The 21,256-nt window shown below is 67.2% G+C and carries 21 protein-coding genes and 1 pseudogene; 13 read left to right on the forward strand and 9 right to left on the reverse strand.

The genetic code is table 11. The features are described from left to right. The first annotated feature begins 16 nt into the window (after window positions 1–16). The 4 genes from VGP60_RS00350 to VGP60_RS00365 all read left to right on the forward strand — a co-directional run bounded on the left by VGP60_RS00350 (window position 17) and on the right by VGP60_RS00365 (window position 5,753). Window positions 17–2,032, forward strand: coding sequence for a thioredoxin domain-containing protein (locus VGP60_RS00350; RefSeq protein WP_327545764.1), 2,016 nt, complete (start codon window positions 17–19; stop codon window positions 2,030–2,032). Between the two features lie 102 nt (window positions 2,033–2,134). Further along, window positions 2,135–2,692, forward strand: coding sequence for a hypothetical protein (locus VGP60_RS00355; RefSeq protein ID WP_327545765.1), 558 nt, complete (start codon window positions 2,135–2,137; stop codon window positions 2,690–2,692). Between the two features lie 85 nt (window positions 2,693–2,777). Then, on the forward strand, window positions 2,778–4,670 hold the full coding sequence (locus tag VGP60_RS00360) for an acyl-CoA dehydrogenase (protein WP_327545766.1): 1,893 nt from the start codon (window positions 2,778–2,780) through the stop codon (window positions 4,668–4,670). Between the two features lie 321 nt (window positions 4,671–4,991). After that, complete coding sequence (locus tag VGP60_RS00365) at window positions 4,992–5,753, forward strand: HAD family hydrolase (protein WP_327545767.1); 762 nt, start codon at window positions 4,992–4,994, stop codon at window positions 5,751–5,753. Here VGP60_RS00365 and VGP60_RS00370 read toward each other — a convergent pair. Further along, window positions 5,718–6,656 carry a hypothetical protein gene (locus VGP60_RS00370; protein ID WP_327545768.1) on the reverse strand — a complete coding sequence of 313 codons (939 nt, stop codon included), beginning with the start codon at window positions 6,654–6,656 and terminating at the stop codon, window positions 5,718–5,720. The two genes, VGP60_RS00365 and VGP60_RS00370, sit on opposite strands and share 36 nt — an antisense overlap. Before the next feature lie 202 nt (window positions 6,657–6,858). Between VGP60_RS00370 and VGP60_RS00375 the strand changes: the two genes are divergently transcribed. Next, a complete protein-coding gene (locus tag VGP60_RS00375) occupies window positions 6,859–7,101 on the forward strand; it encodes a hypothetical protein (protein ID WP_327545769.1) in 243 nt (80 codons plus the stop codon). Between the two features lie 5 nt (window positions 7,102–7,106). Further along, entirely contained in the window at window positions 7,107–7,340 is a 234-nt protein-coding gene (locus tag VGP60_RS00380; protein WP_327545770.1) for an AMED_5909 family protein, read from the forward strand. Here the strand turns inward: VGP60_RS00380 and trhA are convergent. Then, the gene (gene trhA, locus VGP60_RS00385; RefSeq protein WP_327545790.1) at window positions 7,337–7,978 is read right to left on the reverse strand and encodes a PAQR family membrane homeostasis protein TrhA; all 642 of its coding nucleotides are present in this window, start codon (window positions 7,976–7,978) and stop codon (window positions 7,337–7,339) included. The genes VGP60_RS00380 and trhA overlap by 4 nt on opposite strands. 130 nt (window positions 7,979–8,108) lie before the next feature. Here trhA and VGP60_RS00390 point away from each other — a divergent pair, with 130 nt between their 5' ends. After that, entirely contained in the window at window positions 8,109–8,885 is a 777-nt protein-coding gene (locus VGP60_RS00390; RefSeq protein ID WP_327545771.1) for an isoprenyl transferase, read from the forward strand. 64 nt (window positions 8,886–8,949) lie between these two features. On the opposite strand, the gene VGP60_RS00395 is transcribed toward VGP60_RS00390, so the two are convergent. Beyond that, window positions 8,950–9,201 carry a hypothetical protein gene (locus VGP60_RS00395; protein ID WP_327545772.1) on the reverse strand — a complete coding sequence of 84 codons (252 nt, stop codon included), beginning with the start codon at window positions 9,199–9,201 and terminating at the stop codon, window positions 8,950–8,952. 740 nt (window positions 9,202–9,941) lie between these two features. Here VGP60_RS00395 and VGP60_RS00400 point away from each other — a divergent pair. Further along, a complete protein-coding gene (locus VGP60_RS00400; protein WP_414640260.1) occupies window positions 9,942–11,231 on the forward strand; it encodes a PhoH family protein in 1,290 nt (429 codons plus the stop codon). A 72-nt stretch (window positions 11,232–11,303) separates the two neighbouring features. On the opposite strand, the gene VGP60_RS00405 is transcribed toward VGP60_RS00400, so the two are convergent. After that, window positions 11,304–12,743 carry a GuaB1 family IMP dehydrogenase-related protein gene (locus tag VGP60_RS00405; RefSeq protein WP_327545774.1) on the reverse strand — a complete coding sequence of 480 codons (1,440 nt, stop codon included), beginning with the start codon at window positions 12,741–12,743 and terminating at the stop codon, window positions 11,304–11,306. Window positions 12,744–12,778: 35 nt separating this feature from the next. Here VGP60_RS00405 and VGP60_RS00410 point away from each other — a divergent pair, with 35 nt between their 5' ends. Further along, window positions 12,779–13,246, forward strand: coding sequence for a DUF309 domain-containing protein (locus tag VGP60_RS00410; RefSeq protein WP_327545775.1), 468 nt, complete (start codon window positions 12,779–12,781; stop codon window positions 13,244–13,246). 71 nt (window positions 13,247–13,317) lie between these two features. Here the strand turns inward: VGP60_RS00410 and VGP60_RS00415 are convergent, their stop codons facing one another. Beyond that, window positions 13,318–13,941, reverse strand: a complete 624-nt coding sequence (locus VGP60_RS00415) for an MBL fold metallo-hydrolase (RefSeq protein ID WP_327545776.1) — start codon at window positions 13,939–13,941, stop codon at window positions 13,318–13,320. A 172-nt stretch (window positions 13,942–14,113) separates the two neighbouring features. After that, the gene (locus VGP60_RS00420; RefSeq protein ID WP_327545777.1) at window positions 14,114–15,628 is read right to left on the reverse strand and encodes an ATP-dependent DNA ligase; all 1,515 of its coding nucleotides are present in this window, start codon (window positions 15,626–15,628) and stop codon (window positions 14,114–14,116) included. A 51-nt stretch (window positions 15,629–15,679) separates the two neighbouring features. Between VGP60_RS00420 and VGP60_RS00425 the strand changes: the two genes are divergently transcribed. Next, a complete protein-coding gene (locus VGP60_RS00425) occupies window positions 15,680–16,255 on the forward strand; it encodes a TetR/AcrR family transcriptional regulator (protein ID WP_327545778.1) in 576 nt (191 codons plus the stop codon). On the opposite strand, the gene VGP60_RS00430 is transcribed toward VGP60_RS00425, so the two are convergent. Both VGP60_RS00430 and VGP60_RS41635 read right to left on the reverse strand, forming a co-directional pair. Next, complete coding sequence (locus VGP60_RS00430) at window positions 16,256–17,626, reverse strand: PLP-dependent aminotransferase family protein (protein WP_327545779.1); 1,371 nt, start codon at window positions 17,624–17,626, stop codon at window positions 16,256–16,258. Window positions 17,627–17,801: 175 nt separating this feature from the next. Further along, a pseudogene (locus VGP60_RS41635) lies at window positions 17,802–17,903 on the reverse strand (transcriptional regulator); the annotation flags it as partial. Window positions 17,904–17,950: 47 nt separating this feature from the next. Here VGP60_RS41635 and VGP60_RS00435 point away from each other — a divergent pair. From VGP60_RS00435 to VGP60_RS00445, 3 genes are all read left to right on the forward strand, one after another. Further along, window positions 17,951–18,706 carry an aldo/keto reductase gene (locus VGP60_RS00435; protein WP_327545780.1) on the forward strand — a complete coding sequence of 252 codons (756 nt, stop codon included), beginning with the start codon at window positions 17,951–17,953 and terminating at the stop codon, window positions 18,704–18,706. Next, complete coding sequence (locus VGP60_RS00440; protein WP_327545781.1) at window positions 18,700–18,822, forward strand: hypothetical protein; 123 nt, start codon at window positions 18,700–18,702, stop codon at window positions 18,820–18,822. The genes VGP60_RS00435 and VGP60_RS00440 overlap by 7 nt, the downstream gene beginning before the upstream one ends. Before the next feature lie 67 nt (window positions 18,823–18,889). Next, on the forward strand, window positions 18,890–19,780 hold the full coding sequence (locus VGP60_RS00445) for a DMT family transporter (RefSeq protein WP_327545782.1): 891 nt from the start codon (window positions 18,890–18,892) through the stop codon (window positions 19,778–19,780). Between the two features lie 29 nt (window positions 19,781–19,809). Here VGP60_RS00445 and VGP60_RS00450 read toward each other — a convergent pair whose 3' ends face one another. After that, the gene (locus tag VGP60_RS00450) at window positions 19,810–21,207 is read right to left on the reverse strand and encodes a class II fumarate hydratase (RefSeq protein WP_327545783.1); all 1,398 of its coding nucleotides are present in this window, start codon (window positions 21,205–21,207) and stop codon (window positions 19,810–19,812) included. Between the last annotated feature and the right edge of the window lie 49 nt (window positions 21,208–21,256).

Here is a 21,256-nt window from a genome sequence, read left to right on the forward strand (position 1 = left end):
ATGGCACCCTTGAGTCATGTCGAATCGACTCGCGTCCGCCACCAGCCCTTATCTCCAGCAGCACGCGGAGAACCCCGTCGACTGGTGGCAGTGGGGCGAGGAGGCGCTCGCGGAGGCCAAGCGCCGCAACGTCCCGATCCTGCTGTCCGTCGGTTACGCGGCCTGCCACTGGTGTCACGTGATGGCGCACGAGTCGTTCGAGGACAAGGGCACCGCGACCCTGATGAACGCGAATTTCGTGAACATCAAGGTGGACCGCGAGGAACGGCCGGACATCGACTCCGTCTACATGGCGGCGACGCAGGCGATGACCGGGCAGGGCGGCTGGCCGATGACGTGTTTCCTGACCCCGGAAGGCGAGCCGTTCCATTGCGGCACCTACTACCCGCCGACGCCGCGCCAGGGCATGCCGTCGTTCTCGCAGCTGCTGGTGGCGGTTTCCGAGGCCTGGACGTCCCGCCCGGACGAACTTCGTGAGGGTGCGGCCCAGATCATCGCGCACCTGAACGAGAAGACCGGACCGCTCGCCCAGTCCGTTGTGGACGACGAAGTGCTTGAGGATCTCGTCGTAAAGCTTCACGACGAATTCGACTCGGTGAACGGCGGTTTCGGCCGCGCGCCGAAGTTCCCGCCGTCCATGGTGCTGGAGTTCCTGCTCCGCCACCACGAGCGGACGTTCTCCACGGAGGCACTGTCCCTTGTGGAATCTTCGGCCGAGGCGATGGCCCGCGGCGGGATCGCGGATCAGCTCGCCGGGGGTTTCGCCCGGTACTCCGTCGACGCGCGCTGGGTGGTGCCGCATTTCGAGAAGATGTTGTACGACAACGCTTTGCTGCTTCGGTTGTACGCGCACCTCGCCCGTGTGACGAGCTCGTCGCTGGCGTTGGAGACGGCGATCCGTACCGGTGATTTCCTGCTCAGGGACCTGGGCACGGCCGAGGGTGGCTTCGCGGCGTCGCTCGACGCGGACACGGACGGCGTCGAAGGCCTGACCTACGTCTGGACGCCCGCCCAGCTCGTCGACGCGCTCGGCGAAGAGGACGGCGCTTGGGCGGCGCAGCTCTTCGAGGTGACCGAAAAGGGCACGTTCGAGGATGGCGCCTCGACGTTGCAGCTGCTCCACGATCCTGAGGATTTCGCGCGCTACCAAAGGGTTTGTGCGGCCCTGCTGGCCGTCCGCGACACGCGCCCGCAGCCCGCTCGTGACGACAAGGTGATCGTGGCCTGGAACGGCTTGGCCATCACCGCGCTGGCCGAAGCCGGAGTTGCGCTGAATCGTCCACAGTGGATCGACGCCGCTGCTGCCGCCGCTGATTTCCTGCTGCGCGAGCACATCGTGGACGGACGTCTTCGCCGCAGCTCACGCGACGGCGTCGTCGGGGCGGCCGCGGGCGTGCTGGAGGACTACGCGTGCCTCGCGGACGGCCTGCTCGCGCTGCACCAGGCGACCGGTGAGCCGCGGTGGCTGACCGAAGCCTCGGCACTGCTCGACGTCGCGCTGGCTCGGTTCGCCGTCGACGGCGCCATCGGCGCGTACCACGACACCGCCGACGACGCGGAAACGTTGGTACAGCGGCCTTCCGACCCGACCGACAACGCGAGCCCGTCGGGTGCGTCGGCGTTGGCGGGCGCACTGCTTACCGCGTCGGTGCTGGTCGGAGCGGACAAGGCGGCGCGCTACCGGGAGGCGGCCGAGCAGGCGCTGACCCGCGTCGGGCTGCTCGCCGCGAAGGCGCCGCGGTTCGCCGGGCACTGGCTGACCGTGGCGGAGGCGGCACAGATGGGGCCGATCCAGGCCGCCATCGTCGGACCGGAGGACCCCGCGCGGAACAAGCTGAAGGCGCTGGCTGTGTGGCACATGCACGGCGGCGGTGTTGTCGTCGCCGGTGAGCCCGACGCGGCAGGTGTCCCGCTGCTCGCGGACCGCCCGCTCGTCGACGGCATTTCGACGGCTTACGTGTGTCGCGGCTATGTCTGCGAGCGGCCCACCACCGTCCCCGAAGGCCTCATCGTGCAGCTCACGCCCCGCTGAGCCGGTTCCGCTGGGGGAGAACAGGCCACTGAAACGGTCGCTACCGGCGTAGCGTTCGTAGTGTTGTAATCAAGTAAGCAACACTCTTGGGCGGTGGGTCAAATGGGACGTGGATGGAAAGGCCGAGGCGGCTGGCAGCAGAGCGAGGCCCCCGCAGCGGACGACGCTCCGGCGTGGCTGGGCGGCAGGCTGCCCGACGAGTGGTTCGTCGGGGCGCCTGACGTCACGATCGACCGCGAAGAGATCGTGATCGTCGGCGAACTGCCGGCGCTCACCGACGAGTACGCCGACGACGCCGCGCGCGCCGCGGCCGAAACGGGCCGGATCAGCCGGTTCCGTGAGGACACCCGCGACGCGCGCATCGAAATCGCGCGCCAGGCGGAACACCGCTACCAGCGCAAAGTCGCCTGGGGCGCGAAAATCGGCGGCACCGAGGAGCTCTTCACGACGTTGTCGGCGCCGGTCATGACCAGGCTCCGCCAGCCGGAACGCCTGGTGCTCGACACCCTTGTCGACTCCGGCGTCGCGCGCTCACGCTCGGAAGCGCTCGCGTGGGCCGTACGCCTGGTCGGCGAGCACGCCGAGGAGTGGCTGGGTGAGCTGCGGGAGGCCATGAGCAAGGTCGACGACCTGCGCGCCAAGGGCCCCGACCTGGGTTAAAAACATCACTCGGGCTCACGCTGCAAGGTGTTTGGGCGTGGTGCAGGCTGGCTACTAACGAGTAGCCAGCCTGTTTGGAGGAGCCGTGGATCTGCCGTCGATGCCAGCCAAGGTGGACCCGGACGAGGTCACCGCCGTCCTCGACGGACGCTGGGCCGAGTTGCGCCGCGGCGTGCGCGAGCAGATGGCGACCGAAAAGTTCCGTGACCACACGGATTTGGATATCGAAGCGCATCGCGCGCAGGTCCTTGAGCAGCTCGGCGAGTTGGCCGCGACGGGCCGCCCGGCGCTGGGTTTCGCGAGCGAGTACGGCGGCTCGGACGACGTCGGCGGCTCGATCACGTCGTTCGAAATGCTCGGGTACGGCGATCTTTCGCTGATGGTCAAGGCCGGTGTCCAATGGGGACTGTTCGGCGGTGCCGTGCAACTGCTCGGCACGGAACGGCATCACACCAAGTACTTGCGCCGGATCATGGACCTCGATTTGCTCGGCTGCTTCGCGATGACCGAACACGGCCACGGCTCGGACGTGCAGCACTTGCACACCACCGCGACTTACGATCCGGCGACGCGGGAATTCGTCGTCGACACCCCGGATCCGGGCGCCACCAAGGAATACATCGGCAACGCGGCGCGTGACGGGCACATGGCCGTCGTGTTCGCCCAGCTCATCACCGACGGCGAAGGCCGCGGCGTCCACGCCTTCATGGTCCCGATCCGTTCCGCGGATGGCGCTCCTGCGCCGGGCGTCACCATTGAAGACTGCGGCCGGAAAGCAGGCCTGAACGGCGTCGACAACGGCCGCATCTCGTTCTCCCAGGTCCGCATCCCGCGCGAAGCGTTGTTGAACCGCTTCGGCGACGTCGCGCCCGACGGCTCGTACTCGAGCCCGATCGAAAGCGACGGCCGGCGGTTCTTCACCATGCTCGGCACCCTGATCCGCGGCCGCGTGAGTGTCGCCGGAAGCGCGGGCAGCGCCACGAAACGCGCGCTGGTCATCGCCGTCCGCTACGCCGAAGTCCGCCGCCAGTTCGCGAGGCCGGACGGCGACGAGGTCGTCCTGCTGGATTACCTGGCGCACCAACGCAAACTGCTCCCCGCGCTGGCGACGTCGTACGCGCTGCACTTCGCCCAAGAAGGCCTGGTCAGCACCCTGAACGACATCGGCGAAGGCCCAGAAGAAGCCCAGCGCGAACTCGAATCCCGGGCCGCGGGCATCAAAGCCGTCGCCACCTGGCACGCCACCGCGACAATCCAGACTGCTCGCGAAGCCTGCGGCGGCTCGGGCTACCTGTCGGAAAACATCCTGGCCGGGCTGAAGGCCGACACCGACGTCTTCACGACGTTCGAAGGCGACAACACGGTCTTGCTGCAACTGGTCGCGAAGAGCCTGCTGACCAGCTACAAGGAACACTTCGAAGACCTGAGCCCGCTCGCGACGGCCCGTTTCGTCGCGGAGCAGCTCGTCGGCAACGTCATCGAAAAGACCGCCGCCCGCAAGGTGATCGACCGCTTCAGCGACGACGAACGCGCCATCTACGACCGCGCGTGGCAGCTGAGCCTCTTCCAGGACCGCGAAGAACACCTGCTCGAAGGCGTCGCCAGCCGTCTACGTCGAGCCACCTCGCCGCACGTAGACGCCTTCGACGTGTTCAACGACGCCCAAGACCACGTCCTGCAAGCCGGCCGCGCCCACATCCACCGCGTTGTCCTGGAAGCCTTCGTCGAAGCCATCTCCCGCTGCGAGGACGCCGACGCCAAGGCCCTGCTTGAACGCGTCTGCGACCTCTACGTCCTCTCGAACGTCGAAGCCGAGCGCGCGTGGTTCCTGGAACACGGCCGCCTGACGTCGAATCGCTCCAAAGCCGTCATCGCCGCCGTCAACGACCTGTGCAAACTCCTGCGCCCCCACGCGCGAACCCTCGTCGACGCCTTCGCCATCCCCGACCAGTTCCTAGCCGCCCCCATGCTCCGTTGAGCGGCCTTTGGGCGCCTGGCGTCGTGAGGTGCGGTTGGGTGGGTGGCTCGTGAGTGGCTACGAGTGTTCTAACACGTGTTGCCACTCACGACCCCTGACCACCGGAAACGCCCGGCAGGATCGCCCCCGCACGCCGTGAAGGCCACCTTCGCAGCGTCAGACGCCGTGAAGGAGGCCTTCACTACCTCCACCACTAACCGAGGGGCACTTTCCCACCACAGTGCGACACGTCGCTCCCGAGCGACGACACCTTTTGACCTTCCCATTAATAACACTGTTACGAACTCGCGACTCCTCGACTGGCACGGGGTGCATGAGACGATGGCGACCATGACCGTTACGTCGGCAAGCGTTGTCGCCCAGCTTCCGGAAACGCTTGTCCTGTGGGATGTCGACCACACGCTCATTGAGAACGGCGGCGTGAGCAAGGCGATGTATGCGACCGCGTTCGAGCTGTTGATCGGGCGTCCGCCTGTTGTTCGCCCGGCTACGGACGGGCGTACGGACTTCCAGATCATGCGCGAACTGTTGGCGGCGAACTCGGTCAACGTCAATCGGTATGTCGATATTTCGCAGTTTCAGGACTTTCTTGTTCAAGCGATGCGACAGAACGCTCCTGACCTTCCTCGTCTCGGCTACGTGCTTCCGGGAATTCTCGACGCGCTTGCTGTTTTGTTCTCGGCTCCACAGGTCGTCCAGTCCGTCCTTACCGGGAACATCGCGCCGAATGCGAAGGCAAAATTGGCGCCTTTCGATCTGGATAAGTGGGTTGACCTGAACGTTGGCGGATTCGGTTCGGATGACGCGATACGGTCGAACCTTGTCGCGGCATCTCAGAAGAAGGTCGAGCGGAAGTACGGGAAGTCGTTCGACGCGCAGTCCACGGTACTGATCGGCGATACCTTGCTGGATGTCAAAGCTGCGCACGACGGTGGCGCGAAGATCATCGCTGTGGCCACAGGCGTCTATAGCACGGACCAGCTCGCCGAGGCTGGAGCGGACGTCGTCTTGGATGACGTGGCCGACCTCGACCACTTCCTCGATGTACTACTGAAGCTCCGTCTTGCTGGAGGAGTGGGCTAGTCGTCCTTGGTCCGACCCACTGTCTTGAATGTCATGGGACTCTTCTTTCCAGACGAGATCGAGACTTCGCATGTATGTGTCGAACAGGTCGCAGTTGGGCTGCTTTCGCAGATGCAAGATCGGTGCGATGTATCCGTACATGCCATAGATGTGCTGATTCACGAGCATCTGATTGTCGTAGCGGAATATCGAGTTGTACAGCGAGGTGCCATGTAGGCGGAATTCTATTCCGTCCAGGCCGACCAGGGGGCGGTAGTACGCCAAGGCCATCCGGATGCGTCCTGGGATTTGCTCGAATAGGCGCTCCTCGCGGCCTCGGAGGCTTATGGCGGGATCTTCGGGATCGCCCAGCAAAATCCGTATCTTCACGCCGTTGCGAGCTTTTTCCTTGAGGATTCGTATTGCCTCGGGGTTCTCTTCCGGTAGGAAAAGACTCGCGTTGGCGAATAGGTCAATGCGTTCCGTGGCTCCCGCCAGTAGATTCATCCATAGTTTTTTCGGTGTGTCTGCCCGATGGCTGTAGAGCGCGACCATCTCATGCGGCGTCACGCTTGAAGTCGCGACGGATGGGCTGGTGATACGCATTGCCGATTCTGGCGGGTCCGGTGCGACCTCGGTGCCACCGGTATGGAACTCGAATAGCTGCTCGACCTTCCAGTCCGGGAACATCGCTTCCAGGATGAGGCAGTGGTCGGAGTAGGGGAGTCCGACGAGTTCTCCGGACAGCCACCGGTAGTACTGGGCCTTGCTTGGGCCGTGCCCCTTGAACGCTTTGTCGACGCGCCCTGCGACTCGGTTGTACTCGCGTATGAACGAGCTGTAGCTCTGAAGGTGCCGCTGCCGCAGTAGCGCCTTCAAGACGATCTGTTTGGCGGCGCCGCTAGCGGGACCTTTGTCGATCATGGGACCAATCTAGCAATCGCGATGAGACAAGACGAGACAATCTGAGTGCTGGAAGTCGCAGACGAGACGATCATGGCGTCGTGGGGGGACAGTCATCTGGCCGATTCTCGTGGAGTGGTCGCCAAATGCGCTCGCACTACGAAGAGAGGCGAGAATGACATTCACCGCAACATGTGTGCCAGGCAGGAGCGCGGTCGCGGCCGTGCAGTTCCTGGGCCGTATCCAGCATCATCCGACCGTGGTGATCTACCTCGATCCTGACCGGGTGGAGATCGGCCCGCCGCACAACAGGGCGGAGTGGCCACACTTCCTGGGGTTTCTGCGCGAGCTGCGCGACTCGCTGGACAACATGGCCGACATCCTCGACCCGCAAGCCGAGTCTGAGTACTACCGGCACTTCGTTGTGGTCTCCGACCTCCCCGACCAAGAGCCATCACCGCAATGACCGGCATGGGGAGCGTGCAGACGTTGAGGCAGGCGCACAGCGATGTGTTGCGGCGACGGCCGCCGGTGGAGTCGACGTTGGTGGTGCAGCGCAAGTTCCATCAGGACAACAAGCGCCTGTACGAGAGCGTGGCGGACATCGACCGGGCGCACCATCACGAGATCTTGTACTGGGTCGAGTACGAGCGCCGCAAAGTCGAGGCCTTGACCGAACAGATCAGGTCGGGGCAAGCCAGCTAGGAGTACATGGCCAGCCAGATGGCGACGTAGTGGCTGGTCGCGGCTAGGATGGTGAAGGCGTGGAAGACCTCGTGGTAGCCGAAGGTGTCCGGCCAGAAGTTGGGCCAGCGCGTGGCGTAGAAAATGGCGCCGACGGTGTAGAAGAGGCCGCCGACGCCGAGGAGGACGACGGTGGCGATGCCCGCGTGGGCGGCCATCTCGGGCAGGACGAAGACGGCGACCCAGCCCAGTGCGATGTAGATCGGGACGCCGAGCCAGCGTGGGGCGTGCGGCCAGAGCATCTTCAGCGCGACCCCGGCGATGGCGCCGCCCCAGACGACGGCCAGCACGATGTAGCCGGTCGGCTGGGACATCGCGAGCAGCGTGAACGGGGTGTACGTGCCGGCGATGAACAGGAAGATCATCGAGTGGTCGGCGCGCTTCATCCACTTGTAGGCCTTGGGGCTCCAGATACGCCGGTGGTACAGCGCGCTGACGCCGAACAGCCCGAGCACGGTCAGGCCGTAGACCGACGTCGCGAGGGCGGCCGTGGCCGAAACCGTCGATGCGGCCAGGCTGATCAGAGCGGCCGCGCCGGCGAGTGCGCCGAAGAACGACCAGAAGTGCAGGTGGCCTCGGAGCCGGGGGCGTGTGTCCACCGCCGCGGGCGTGGGGCCGGAGGGGGGTTCGGTCTCTACGCTCACTTTTCCAGGTTACGGGACCGTAGGTTTTCCGCCACTGCTCGTGGCGAGTCACACGTCTCGGAGCGAGTGCGTACGCTCCCTGGACGTGAGTGTTCGCTCCTTCCTCTCCGACGTTGTCTACAGCGCCTATGGCCGGCGGTTGATCCAGCAGGCCAAGGGCCGACATCCGCGCCACATCGCGATCATGCTCGACGGCAATCGTCGTTGGGCGCGCGAAGTCGGCTTCATCGACGTAAGTGACGGGCACCGTGTGGGTGCCAAGAAGATCGCCGACTTCCTCAGCTGGTGCCGCGAGGCCGAGGTCGAGGTGGTCACTATGTGGCTTTTGTCCACTGACAACCTCAATCGCGCCAGCGAGGAGGTCGAAGCGCTCCTCGAAATCATCGTCGGCGTCGTCGACGAGCTGGCGCGGCCGGAGACCGGCTGGCAGCTGCGGATCGTCGGCGCGCTCGATCTCCTACCTGGTGAGATCGCCACCCAGCTGACGGCGGCCGAAAAACGGACAGAAGGCCGCATCGGGATGGAGGTCAACGTAGCTGTCGGCTACGGCGGCCGTCAGGAAATTGCCGACGCGGTGAAAAAACTGCTTCAGCAACAGGCCGATGAGGGAACTTCGATCCAGGAACTGGCGAAAATCCTGGACGTCGACCACATTTCAGAGCATTTGTACACCTCGGGCCAGCCGGATCCGGATCTGATTATCCGTACTTCGGGCGAGCAGCGGCTTTCCGGATTCCTGCTGTGGCAGTCCGCGCATTCGGAATTCTGGTTCACCGAGGCTTATTGGCCGGCTTTCCGCCGGGTCGACTTCCTGCGGGCCATGCGTGACTACGCCGTGCGGCATCGCCGCCTGGGACGCTGAGGAAAAGACGCTGACATGCCGAAGGGCCCGGAGCGGAAGCTCCGGGCCCTTCGGCGGTACTGCTCTAGTGGTGCAGCGAGTGAAGGATCAGCGCCGGGGTCGTGGCGATACCGGCGTAGGCACCGGAAACCAGCGATGCGGCACCATAGCCGAGCGCGCCGCCACCCTCGTTGAACTGGTTGAAAGCGTCGATGAACGAGAAGTCATCACCGCGCGGGGCGGGTGCACTCGTGGCCGCCGGGGCGGCGAAAGCGGTGCCGCCGACCATCATGAGGCCAACGGCGGTAGCGGCGACAAATCCAGCCTTCTTCAGCACTGTGTACTCTCCTTGTTCGAGCTTCGGGGGTCCCGGGCCACCGAGGTTCCGGTGGTGTGTCCCGCACCACGAAAATTACTCTCATTTGTGCTTCTGTGATCGTCCTGTGACCCCATTGTGTGAGTCGACAATGGCCTTCTTCACTCGGACAGGTTCATTGTCCCGGCGCTATCCTGCATACTCCAATAGCCCGTGGTACAACGCGTTTTTGGCGATCTTTGTCGCAATTAGTGGTCGGAAACAATGACGTGGATCGAACGGGTGTTCCCGGGTCGGGTGACCTCTCAGGGAAGGTCACTCTGAGTGATCACTCCCCTCAAAGTTATGTATGGCGACTAACCGTGAGGTGACGAATTGGGGAATCACCTGAGTGGCAGCAGGCACGATCGGCCATCCGCAGGTAACTTCCGAAGTGAGGGTGCGCGATCCCATGCGGGCCCTCACGGGAGGCCCTGGTCGTGGCTGCAGTTGAACGGACGTTGAATCGTCCACGAGACTCACGAGTGGGCCGGCACCCGGCCCTAATGGCCGCGTGAGTTGACGCACCAGCGTCAGCCAGAGCGGACCAGCCAGGGAGGATGCCCGGCCCAGCGAGTGCGGGCGTGTGGTGCCACGCCCACGAGGGAGATGCCGTCGTGACTGCGCAGCGTTCACCCCGTCAGGCCTCTGGCCACTCTTCGACCGGTGCCTCTGGCACTGAGAAAGCCTCGATCTCGCCCGAATCCCAGCGGCTCACCTATGTGCTCGACACATCGGTGTTGCTTTCGGACCCGTGGTCGGTGACTCGTTTCGCCGAACACGCCGTCATCCTTCCGCTGGTCGTGATCAGTGAACTGGAGGCGAAACGCCATCACCCCGAACTGGGCTGGTTTGCCCGTGAAGCCCTTCGTATGCTCGATGACCTGCGCCGGCAGCACGGCAGGCTCGACGCGCCGATCCCCATCGGCGACAGCGGCGGGACCATCCAGGTCGAGTTGAACCATTCGGACCCGACGGTGTTGCCAGCCGGGTTCCGGACGGATTCGAACGACCACCGGATCCTCGCCTGTGCGCTGAACCTCGCGGTGGAACGCCCCGGGGTCACGCTGGTCACGAAGGACATCCCGCTGCGGGTCAAGGCCGGTGCCGTCGGGTTGGACGCCGACGAATACCGCGCCCAGGAGGTCACGCCGTCCGGCTGGACCGGCATGGCCGACGTGGACGTTCCCCAGCCCGTCATCGACGCGCTGTTCCAGGCCAGTTCCATCGATCCGCTCGACTACGGGCTCGACCACGTCAGCGAGATGCCGTGCCACACCGGGCTGCGGCTGCTCGCGGGCAGTTCCAGCGCGTTGGGGCGGGTCACGGCCGACAAGCGCATCCGGCTGGTCCGGGGCGACAAGGAGGCCTTCGGGCTGCACGGGCGTTCGGCCGAACAGCGGGTCGCTCTCGACCTGCTGCTCGACTCCGACGTCGGCATCGTGTCGCTCGGCGGACGGGCGGGCACCGGGAAGTCGGCGCTGGCGCTGTGCGCGGGCCTCGAATCGGTGATGGAGAAGCGGGCGCACCGCAAGGTCGTCGTGTTCCGGCCGGTGTACGCGGTCGGCGGGCAGGACATCGGCTATCTCCCCGGCTCCGAGAGCGAGAAGATGGCGCCCTGGGCGCAGGCCGTGTTCGACACGCTCGGCGCGATGGTCAGCCAGGACGTGCTCGACGAGGTGTTCGACCGGGGCATGCTCGAGGTGCTGCCCCTGACGCACATCCGAGGACGCTCGCTCCACGACACCTTCGTGATCGTGGACGAGGCGCAGTCACTGGAACGCAACGTCCTGCTCACCGTGTTGTCGCGGCTCGGCACGGCGTCACGGGTGGTCCTCACCCACGACGTCGCGCAACGGGACAACCTGCGGGTCGGCAGGCATGACGGCGTTTCCGCCGTCATCGAGAAGTTGAAGGGGCATCCGCTCTTCGCACACGTCACGCTGACGCGTTCGGAGCGCTCCCCGATCGCCGCGCTGGTCACCGAGATGCTGGAGGACCACGGGGCGTAGGTACAAAGTGCTATGAACGGACCTTTCCTTGCGAGAAACGCAAGGAAAGGTCCGTTCATAGCGCGTTAGGGACTACCAGCCAGCGGGGAGCGGGCGGCCTTCGGCGAAGCCGGCGGCGGACTGGACGCCGAGCACAGCGCGCTCGTGGAACTCTTCGAGCGATCGCGCACCCGCGTAGGTGCAGGCCGAGCGGACGCCGGAGCCGATCGAGTCGAGCAGGTCCTCGACACCGGGCCGCGCCGGGTCGAGCGCCATCCGCGACGCGGAGATGCCCTCTTCGAACAGCGCCTTCCGGGCGCGGTCGTAGACGTTGTCGGTCCGTGTACGGGCGCCGACAGCGCGCTTCGACGCCATCCCGAACGACTCCTTGTACGGCCGTCCCTGCTCGTCGTAGCGCAGGTCACCGGGGGATTCGTGGGTCCCGGCGAACCAGGAGCCGACCATCGCGGCCGACGCGCCGGCGGCCAAAGCCAGCGCGACGTCGCGGGGGTGGCGGATACCGCCGTCGGCCCAGACGTGCTTGCCGAGTTCACGCGCGGCGGCGGCGCATTCGGCGACCGCGGAGAACTGCGGGCGGCCGACGCCGGTCATCATCCGGGTGGTGCACATCGCGCCGGGCCCGACGCCGACCTTGATCACGTCCGCGCCGGCGTGGATGAGGTCGCGCGTGCCTTCGGCGGTCACGACGTTCCCGGCGACGATCGGGACGAGCGGCGAGACCGAGCGGACCGCCTTCAGCGCGGCGAGCATCTTCTCCTGGTGGCCGTGCGCGGTGTCGACCACGAGCACATCGACGCCCGCCTTGAGCAGCGCGTCGGCCTTCGCGGCCACATCGCCGTTGACGCCGACGGCGCCCGCGACCCGGAGACTGCCGTTCGCGTCGACGGCCGGGGTGTAGATCTCGGCCCGCAGCGCGCCGACACTGGTCAGCACGCCGGCCAGCCTGCCGTTTTCGTCGACGCCGAGCGCGATCCGGCTGCCGTGGTCGTGCAGCAGCTCGAACACCTTGCGCGGCGGCGTGTCGATCGGGACCGTGACGAGCGAGGGCGCGGCTACGTCGCTAAGCCGCGCGAAGCGGTCGACACCGGCGCAGGCCGCTTCGTCGACGATGCCGACGGGCCTGCCCTCGGCGTCCACGACCACGACGGCGCCGTGCGCGCGCTTGCCGACGAGGTTGAGCGCGTCGGCGACGGCGTCACCGCCGGTCAGCACGAGCGGGGTGTCCCAGACGGTGTGACGGCTCTTCACCCAGCTGACGATCTCCGCGACCGCGGCCGTGTCGACGTCCTGGGGAAGCACGACGAGCCCGCCGCGCCTGGCGACTGTCTCCGCCATCCGCCGTCCGGCGACGGCTGTCATGTTGGCGACGACGATCGGGATCGTCGCACCGGTTCCATCCACGGTGGAGAGGTCGACGTCGAAGCGGGACTCCACGTCCGAACGGTTCGGTATCAGGAACACGTCGTCGTAGGTCAGGTCGTGAGCGGGTCGATGCCCATCAAGAAAGCGCACGAGTACTCAGGCTACCTGCATGGGACAATGAAGGCATGGCCGACCGAGACCGTGACGAGGTGGGACGGGCACGCAACTCGCGGCCCAGGGATGGGCTCGGCAGGCCCCTGCCCTATGGCGCGCCTGGTGTCGAGCGGCAGCCCGAGGGGATGCTGCGCGAGCCTGACGAGTCGCTGGCCGAGGCGCAGCGGCTGCTGGACTCGGGTATGCCGTTCCACGCCCACGAAGTGCTGGAAGACGCCTGGAAGTCCGCCGACGAGCCGGAGCGCGCGCTGTGGCGGGGGATGGCGCAGCTTGCCGTCGGCCTCACCCACGTGGCCAGGGGAAACGGCAACGGCGCGGTGTCCCTGCTGGAGCGCGGGGCGGAGAACATCGAGCCTTATCGCGACGATCCGCCGTACGAGATCGACGTCGCCGGGCTGATCCGCTGGGCGACCGAACTCGCGGAGGAAGCCAAGGTCAAAGTACGGGCGGAGCCGGTTCCGCCGAAGCTGCGGCGCTGATTCAAGCGGTACCCCGCGTCCGCAACTAACGCCATCTGTCGACAGATGGCGAAGGTTGAGCTGACCACCGCTTAGGGCTTTTCCCAGGCCGAGGAGCCGGTCTTCTCGGCGCCGATGGTGGTGCCTTCGCCGTGGCCGGTGCGGACCTGCGTGACGTCCGGGAGCACGAAAAGCTTCTCCTGGATGGACTTCAGGATGGTCGGATAGTCCGAGTAGGACCGTCCCGTCGCGCCGGGGCCGCCGTTGAACAGCGTGTCCCCGCTGAAGAGCACGCCGAGTTGCTTGGCGTACAGGCAAACCGCGCCCGGCGCGTGGCCCGGGGTGTGGATGACCTGGAACTCGGTGCCCGCGACGGTCAGGAGCTGGCCGTCCGCGAGGTCTTCGTCCGGTGCGCGGTCCGGGTGCGTCAGGTCCCACACCACGCGGTCCTCCGGGTGCAGGAAGATCGGCGCGCCGGTGAGCTTGGCCAGCTTCGGGGCGGCGTTGATGTGGTCGTTGTGGCCGTGGGTGCTCACGATCGCCTTGAGCTTCCGCCCGCCGATCGCGTCCGCGATGGCTTCGGCGTTGTGCGCCGCGTCGATCACGATCACTTCGGTGTCGTCGCCGACCAGCCACACGTTGTTGTCGACTTCCCAGCTACCGCCGTCGAGCTCGAACACGCCGGAGGTGACCACGTTCTGCACTATCGCCGTCATGAATGGGACCCTACTGCGTCTCCTACACGGAGGCCGTCCGGCGCTCAGGGAGTGTATGCACCCCTGTAGCCGCTGTGTAGGCGCTATGTAGGGCGCCCGAAATACCGTGACAACGATCGTCCAGCGGACAGTGCGTGGCTTGAGGGGGGCGCGCCATCCGCTGGACGGTCCTTTACCTCGGGGGGAGGAGGGAGCGGACGGCGTCGATGGTGTCGGCGTCGTCCGCTTCTTTGTCCGGCCGGTAGCGCAGCACCCGCGCGAACCGCAGCGCTATCCCGCCGGGATATCTCGTGCTGGTCTGAACGCCGTCGAGCTCGATCTCCACGACGAGCTCCGGCCGGACGTAGACCGTCCAATCGGTGCGGTGGGTCTCGATCTCCTGGAGCCGGGTCGTCTGCCAGGCGAGCAGCTCGTCCGTCATGCCTTTGAACGTCTTGCCGACCATGATCGGCGGGCCGCCGTCAGGGTCACGCGCGCCGAGATGCAGGTTCGACAACGTGCCCGTCCGCCTGCCGTGTCCCCATTCGGCGGCGATGACCACCAGATCGATCGTGTGCACCGGCTTGACCTTCAGCCACGCCCGTCCGCGCCGCCCGGCCGCGTACGGCGAATCCAGCGCCTTGACCATCACGCCTTCGTGCCCGGCCGCCATCGCGTCGGCGAGCACCTTTGCCGGGTCTTCCGGATCGACCTCGCCGGGGATGACATGGCCCGCCGCGACCTTCACCAGCGCGGCGTTGCGCTCGCTCAGCGGCGTGTCCAGCAGGTCGACGCCGTCGAGATGCAGGCAGTCGAAGAAATACGGCCGCAGCAGCAGCGCGCGGACCTGCTCCTCGCGGGTGCTGCCGAACCGGCTCATCGTCTCCTGGAACGGGCGGGGGCGGCCGTCGTCGGTGAGGGCGAGCGTCTCGCCGTCGAGCACCACCGATTCGCACGGCATCGCGCGGACGAGCTCGACCAGTTCGGCGACGCTGCCCGTGATCTCCCGCAACGTCCGCGTGTAGACGTGCACCTCGTCGCCGTCGCGGTGGACCTGGATGCGCGCGCCGTCCATCTTGTACTCGACGATGGCGGACTTGTGCTCGCCGATCGCCTCCTCCAGCGACTCCGCGGGCGAGGCGAGCATGGGCCGGACCGGGCGGCCGAGCTGGATCCGGAACGCGCCCAGCGCCTCGACCCCGCCGGTCATCGCGGCGACCGCCGTCACCGGCAGCTCGCCGGACAGCATGAAAGCCCGGCGCACAGCCTCCGCGGGGACTTCGGCCGCGGCCGCGATGGCGTCGACCATCACGCCCTCCAGCGCGCCTTGCCGCAGTTCACCGGTCAGCAGCCGGAGCAGGAATTGCTGCTCTTCCGCCGTGGCTTGCCCGAACAACGCCTGAAGCGTCTCCGTGCGCCGCTTCGCCGAGCCCGATCCCGACGTTGACGCCAGTTCACTGAGTGCGACATCGACCGCGCCGACCGGCAGCGACGGCTCCTCGGCAGGGGAAGCGCCGAGGTCTCCGAGGGTGCGCCAGCCCGCGCCGACGCGGCCCTGCAGCGGTTGCCCGGCGAGGAACGCCACGACCACGGGCAACTCCGGCTCGTCGGCGGCGCGCAGCACCCCGGCGATGACTTCGATCTTCGTCTTCCGCGATCGCGTGGCCGTGATCGCCGTCGACGCGGCTACCACGTCCGTCAGCAACATATCGACATCATGCGCCGCCGGACCGACAATTTCAGGGACCGGAGGTGCGCGATGAAGCGCTCGGCACTTACCCACCTAGTCACCGAACGGGTCCTCGGCGTCGCGGGACGGCTGTTCTACGAGAACGGGATCCACTCGGTCGGGGTGGATTTGATCGCGGGAGAAGCCGGTGTCACGAAGAAGACGTTGTACGCCCGTTTCGGCTCCAAAGACGCGCTCGTCGCGCAATGCCTCAAGCGTCGCGACGAAAGGTGGCGCGAGCACGTGCGGCGGACCGTCGAACGGCGAGTGCCGGCGACCCGGCGCCTGCTGCTGGTGTTCGACGCGCTCGACACCTGGATGCCGGCCGAGAACTACCGCGGCTGCGGGTTCGTCAACGCCCACGCGGAGCTGCCCGACGACGCCCATCCCGGGCGGCAGGTGATCGGCGAGGACAAGATCTGGCTGCTCGGCTGCCTGCGTTCGCTGGCCGAACAGGCCGGGGCGCAGGAGCCGCGCAAACTGGCGTATTCGCTGCTCATCCTGCTGGAAGGGGCGACGGTGTCATCGTCGCTCGGGGTGGTTCCGGGTGCGGTCGGGCACGCGAAGTCCGTCGCCAAGCTGCTCATCGAAGACGCTTGCGGCTGATCAGCGTCCCCGCATGGCGGCGACGGCGGCGCGAAGCCTGTCCGGTGTGAGCGCGGCGTACCCGAGGACCAGGCCGGGGTACGGGCGGCTCGCGGGCGAATGCGCGTAGGTCGCCAGCGCGGGTGCGTTGATACCGCGGGCGGCGAGGTCTGCGCTCAGCGTGACGTCGTCGGTGCCTTCGGGCAGGCGGACGACCACGTGCAGGCCCGCGGCGATGCCGACCGGGCGCCAGCCGGGGAACGTCGTGGCGAGCGCGTCGAGCAGGGCGTCGCGTCGCGGGCGGTACAGGCGGCGGGTCCGGCGAAGATGCCTGTCGTACCCGCCGGAGCGCAGCATGCGGGCGAGCGCGGCCTGGGGCAGTGGCGCGCAGCCGAGGTCGTGCAGGGTTTTCGCCGTGACGACCTGCGCACGCAGCTCCGGTGGCAGGACGAGCCAGCCGATCCGCAGCGCGGGCGCGAGCACCTTGCTGACGCTCCCGACATACGCGACACGCTCGGGCTCCAGTGCGCGGAGGGCGCCGAGCGCGGGGCGGTCGTAGCGGTGCTCGGCGTCGTAGTCGTCTTCGATGACCAGGCCGTCGGTTTCGCGGGCCCAGGCGAGCAGCGCACGACGTCGGGCCGCGTCGAGCGCGACCCCGAGCGGGAACTGGTGGGCCGCGGTCACCACGACCGCGCTGCAGTCCGAGTCCGGCAGCAGCCCGGCCTGGATACCGCTGTCGTCGACCGGGATCCCGATCGGCCGGAGCCCGTGCGCGGTGAAGAGCTCAGACTGGCCGCTGTGGCTCGGATCTTCGACCGCGATCCGCCGCTGGCCCTGGGCGTACAGCGTCCGCGCGAGCAGCGTGAGTGCCTCGGCGGCGCCACTGGTGATGACGATGTCCTCGGGCTTGGTGGGCAGTGCGCGGACGCGGCCGAGGTAGCTCGCGAGCTCGGCGCGCAGCTCGGGATGACCGGCCGGATCGGGATAGCCGAGCTCGGCGTCCGACATCGTCGCGAGGGTTTCGCGTTCGTAGGCCAGCCATTCGGCCCGGGGGAACGTCGACAGCGCGGGGACGCCGGGTTTGAGGTCGAAAGCCCAGGTCGCCTGGGCTTCGGTGGGTGACTTGGTTGCTTGCTGCGGTTGATCCAGCGGCGCGACGGTGGTGCCGGAGCCGTGCTTGCTCAGGAGGTAGCCCTCGGCGACCAGTTGCTCGTACAACGCCGTCACCGTGCCCCGGGAGAGTCCGAGTTGCCCGGCGAGGTCACGGCTCGACGGCAGGCGGGTGTTTTTCGGCAGGGTGCCCGAGCGGATCGCCTCGCGCAGCGCCGATTCGGCCGCTTTTCCGCGTCGCCCGCCGCCACTCGCCACCGCGGGCAGCAACAACTCCCGCAAGGTGGTCCATTCTGTCCCCGCATTGCCGCCGTTCCCACCTGATCCACTTTGCGCCCGAGGTGTCACCATGGCCACCTTAGTTACGTTCAACGCGACCAAGGTGGCCATGGTGGCACTTCAGCGTGGAGTGGTGACCCAGCTGGAGAGGAGTTGCAGGGCGCGTTCGGAGTCGGAGCCGGGGTCGGTGTCCCGCCCACAGTTTGCGGAATTCCGGGCTGTGCATGGAAAGTTCGCCGATCAGCTGCGCCAGTCGCGGATCGTCCGGATACTTCCCGGTTGCGGGTGGCCTGGTCTGTTCGCGGTGGCGCGCGAAGAGTCGGTGTCATGAAACGACGAATTCTGGGCGGTACAGGTATTTCGGTGAGCGAATACGCCTTCGGGGCGATGATGCTCGGCAAATGGGGCAATCCGGATCACGAGTCCGGGATCGCCATGGTGCGCACCGCGCTCGACGCCGGCATCAACTTCGTCGACACCGCGGACATGTACTCCGACGGCGAGAACGAGGAGATCATCGGCAAAGCGCTCAAGGGGCGTCGCGACGACGTCGTGCTCGCCACCAAGGGGCATTTCCCGATGGGACCGGACGAGAACGACCGCGGCAATTCGCGCCGCCGGCTGACCCGTGCGCTGGAAAACAGCCTGCGGCCCTTGGACTCCGACTACATCGACCTCTATCAGATCCACCGGCCCGATCACACGACCGATATCGAAGAAACGCTGTCCGCGCTGTCGGACTTCGTGCGCTCGGGCAAGGTCCGCGTGGTCGGCTCGTCGATGTTCCCGGCGGAGCAAATCGTTGAGGCGCAATGGGTTTCGGAGAGGCGCGGGCTCGTGCGGTTCCGCACCGAGCAGCCGCCGTACTCGATCTTCAACCGCTCCGTCGAAGGCGTGGTCCTGCCCACGGCCCAGCGCTACGGCATGGGCGTGCTCACCTGGAGCCCGCTGGCGAGCGGCTGGCTGTCCGGGCGCTACGACAAGGCGTCCGACGTCGACCTCAGCAAAGGACGGAAGTCCGTCCAGCGCCACAAGTTCGACCGCATCTCGCGGATCTGTTGGCAGGGGTCGATTTGGTGCTGAGCGACGACGTGCTCGACCGGATCGACGAGATCGTCCCGCCGGGGACCGATCTCAACAAGTTCGACGCCGATCACGCTCCGCGGGCGCCGCTGGACAAGACGCTCCGCCGTCGCTGAGTGGTCCAGTTTGTAGTAGCTTCAGTGGCTCTTCAGGATAAGCCACTGAAGCGGCGATGCTCGGTGCATGGAAGAAGTTCGACGAGGTGCGATGGCCGGGTTCGGCGCGGTGGTGATCGTCGGCGGCTCGGTCCCCGTGACCGGCATGCTCGTCGCCTATCCGCTGCTGACCGGCCAAGCGCTGCGGTACGGCCTGGGCGGACTGCTGCTGCTCGGGCTGGCGACGCTGATGCGCAAACCGTTGCCGCGCCCACGACTCGCGGACCTGCCGGTGCTGATCGGCCTGGCCGCCACGGGGATGGTCGGGTTCCAGGCGTGCCTGCTGCTCGCGCAGCGTTATGCCGAACCCGGGCTCGTCGCCGCGCTGCTGGGCGGAAGCCCGCTGGTGCTGGCCGTCGCGGCGCCGCTGCTGGCCGGACGACGTCCATCCGCCGGGCCGCTGCTGGGTGCGGCCCTTGCGGCGGCCGGTGTCGTTGTCCTATCCGGCGGAGGCGCCACGCACGGACCCGGGCTGGCGCTGGCCGTGCTCGCGATGCTGTGCGAGGCGTTGTTCACCCTGCTCGGCGTGGGTTTGGTGACCCGGCTCGGGCCGATGGCCACCGCGACCTGGAGCTGTTTCGTCGCGGCGATCGGCAGCGCGTTCGTCGGGACCGCCGTCGAACCGGCAGGCGCGTGGCAGCTGCCGACCGCGCGTGAACTCGTCGCGCTGCTGGTACTCGCTGTCGTGGTCACGGCTGTCGCGTTCGTGCTCTGGTACACCGCCGTCGGCGTGCTCGGCGCGGACCGGGCGGGCGTGCTGACCGGCGTCATGCCGGTGGCGGGACTCGCCGGCTCGCTGCTGCTGCACGCTCAGCCGTTCCGGCTCGCCCAACTCGCCGGGATCGCCCTCGTCTCGCTAGGCGTCGTCGCCGGCCTGCAGGCGCATCAAGGGAGCTTTACTACCGCCAAACGGCAGTAAAGCTCCCTTGATGCGCTCCTTTACGGGTGCTACCGGCCGCCGTGGGCCATGCGGAGGACGTCGAGGGCCTCGTCGAGCTGCTCGACGGTGAGCTTCCCGGCGTCGACGAGCCCGCGCTCCAGTACGACCTCACGGATCGTCTTGAACTCCTTGAGCGCCTGCTTAGCGACCGCGGCCGCAACTTCGTAGCCGATGTATTTGTTCAGCGGCGTCACGATCGACGGCGAACCCTCGGCGAACTCCCGCGCGCGCTCGACGTTGGCCGTCAGCCCGGCGAACACCTTGTCCGCCAGCAGCCGCGACACCGCGGCGATCAGGCGCGCCGACTCGAGCACGTTGCGCGCGATGACCGGCAGGTTCACGTTGAGCTGGAAGTTTCCAGCCGCGCCCGCGAAGGCGACGGCCGCGTCGTTGCCGATGACCTGGGCGACGACCTGCAGCGTGGCCTCCGGGATGACCGGGTTGACCTTGCCGGGCATGATCGACGAGCCCGGCTGCAGGTCCGGCAGCGCCAGCTCGCCGAGGCCGGTGCGCGGGCCGGAACCCAGCCAGCGCAGGTCGTTCGCGATCTTGTTCAGCGACACCGCGACAGTGCGCAGGTTACCGGAGGTCTCGACGACGCTGTCCTGCGTCGCCTGCGCCTCGAAATGGTTGCGCGCCTCCGTCAGCGGCAGGCCGGTCACCGAAGCGAGCTCGGCCGACACCGCCCCGCCGAAGCCGTCGGGCGCGTTCAGGCCGGAGCCGACCGCGGTCCCGCCGATCGGCAGCTCACCGAGCCTGCCGAGGCCCGACTGCAGCCGCTCGACGCCGAAGCGGACCTGCGCGGCCCACGCGCCGGCCTCCTGGCCGAGCGTGATCGGCACGGCGTCCATCAAGTGCGTGCGGCCGGACTTCACGACCTCGGCCCAGTCCGCGGCGCGCTCTTCGATGGCCGCGGCGAGGTAGTTCAGCGACGGGATTACGTCGGCGAGCACGGCCTCGGTCGCGGCCACGTGGATCGTCGTCGGGAAGGTGTCGTTCGACGACTGCGACGCGTTGACGTGGTCGTTCGGGTGCACCTCCTTGCCGAGCGCGCGGGTCGCGAGCGTCGCGATGACCTCGTTGGCGTTCATGTTCGACGACGTGCCGGACCCGGTCTGGAACACGTCGATCGGGAAGTGCGCGTCGTACTTGCCCGCGGCGACCTCGTCGGCGGCGGTCGCGATCGCCTCGGCGATATCCGCGTCCAGCACGCCGAGTTTCGCGTTCACCCTGGCGGCGGCGGCCTTCAGCAGGCCGAGCGCGCGGATCTGGGCGCGCTCCAGGCCACGGCCGGAAATGGGGAAGTTTTCGACGGCCCGCTGCGTCTGCGCGCGGTAGAGAGCGTCGACCGGCACCCGGACTTCGCCCATGGTGTCGTGTTCGATCCGGTATTCCTGTTCAGCCATAGGCCAAGTCTCGCGCAGGATCGGGTTCGTCGCTTCGTGGCCTTGCGCA

The sequence above is a fragment of the Amycolatopsis sp. genome (genome assembly GCF_036008905.1).
In the GTDB taxonomy this organism is placed as follows: domain Bacteria; phylum Actinomycetota; class Actinomycetes; order Mycobacteriales; family Pseudonocardiaceae; genus Amycolatopsis.

Bases quoted from the DNA above. Each gene is read 5' to 3' on its own strand.
- VGP60_RS00350 (WP_327545764.1), top strand. From the start codon at position 17: ATGTCGAATCGACTCGCGTCCGCCACCAGCCCTTATCTCCAGCAGCAC.
- VGP60_RS00355 (WP_327545765.1), top strand. From the start codon at position 2,135: ATGGGACGTGGATGGAAAGGCCGAGGCGGCTGGCAGCAGAGCGAGGCC.
- VGP60_RS00365 (WP_327545767.1), top strand. From the start codon at position 4,992: ATGGCGACCATGACCGTTACGTCGGCAAGCGTTGTCGCCCAGCTTCCG.
- VGP60_RS00370 (WP_327545768.1), bottom strand. From the start codon at position 6,656: ATGATCGACAAAGGTCCCGCTAGCGGCGCCGCCAAACAGATCGTCTTG.
- VGP60_RS00380 (WP_327545770.1), top strand. From the start codon at position 7,107: ATGGGGAGCGTGCAGACGTTGAGGCAGGCGCACAGCGATGTGTTGCGG.
- VGP60_RS00410 (WP_327545775.1), top strand. From the start codon at position 12,779: ATGGCCGACCGAGACCGTGACGAGGTGGGACGGGCACGCAACTCGCGG.
- VGP60_RS00415 (WP_327545776.1), bottom strand. From the start codon at position 13,941: ATGACGGCGATAGTGCAGAACGTGGTCACCTCCGGCGTGTTCGAGCTC.
- VGP60_RS00420 (WP_327545777.1), bottom strand. From the start codon at position 15,628: ATGTTGCTGACGGACGTGGTAGCCGCGTCGACGGCGATCACGGCCACG.
- VGP60_RS00425 (WP_327545778.1), top strand. From the start codon at position 15,680: ATGAAGCGCTCGGCACTTACCCACCTAGTCACCGAACGGGTCCTCGGC.
- VGP60_RS00435 (WP_327545780.1), top strand. From the start codon at position 17,951: ATGAAACGACGAATTCTGGGCGGTACAGGTATTTCGGTGAGCGAATAC.
- VGP60_RS00445 (WP_327545782.1), top strand. From the start codon at position 18,890: ATGGAAGAAGTTCGACGAGGTGCGATGGCCGGGTTCGGCGCGGTGGTG.
- VGP60_RS00450 (WP_327545783.1), bottom strand. From the start codon at position 21,207: ATGGCTGAACAGGAATACCGGATCGAACACGACACCATGGGCGAAGTC.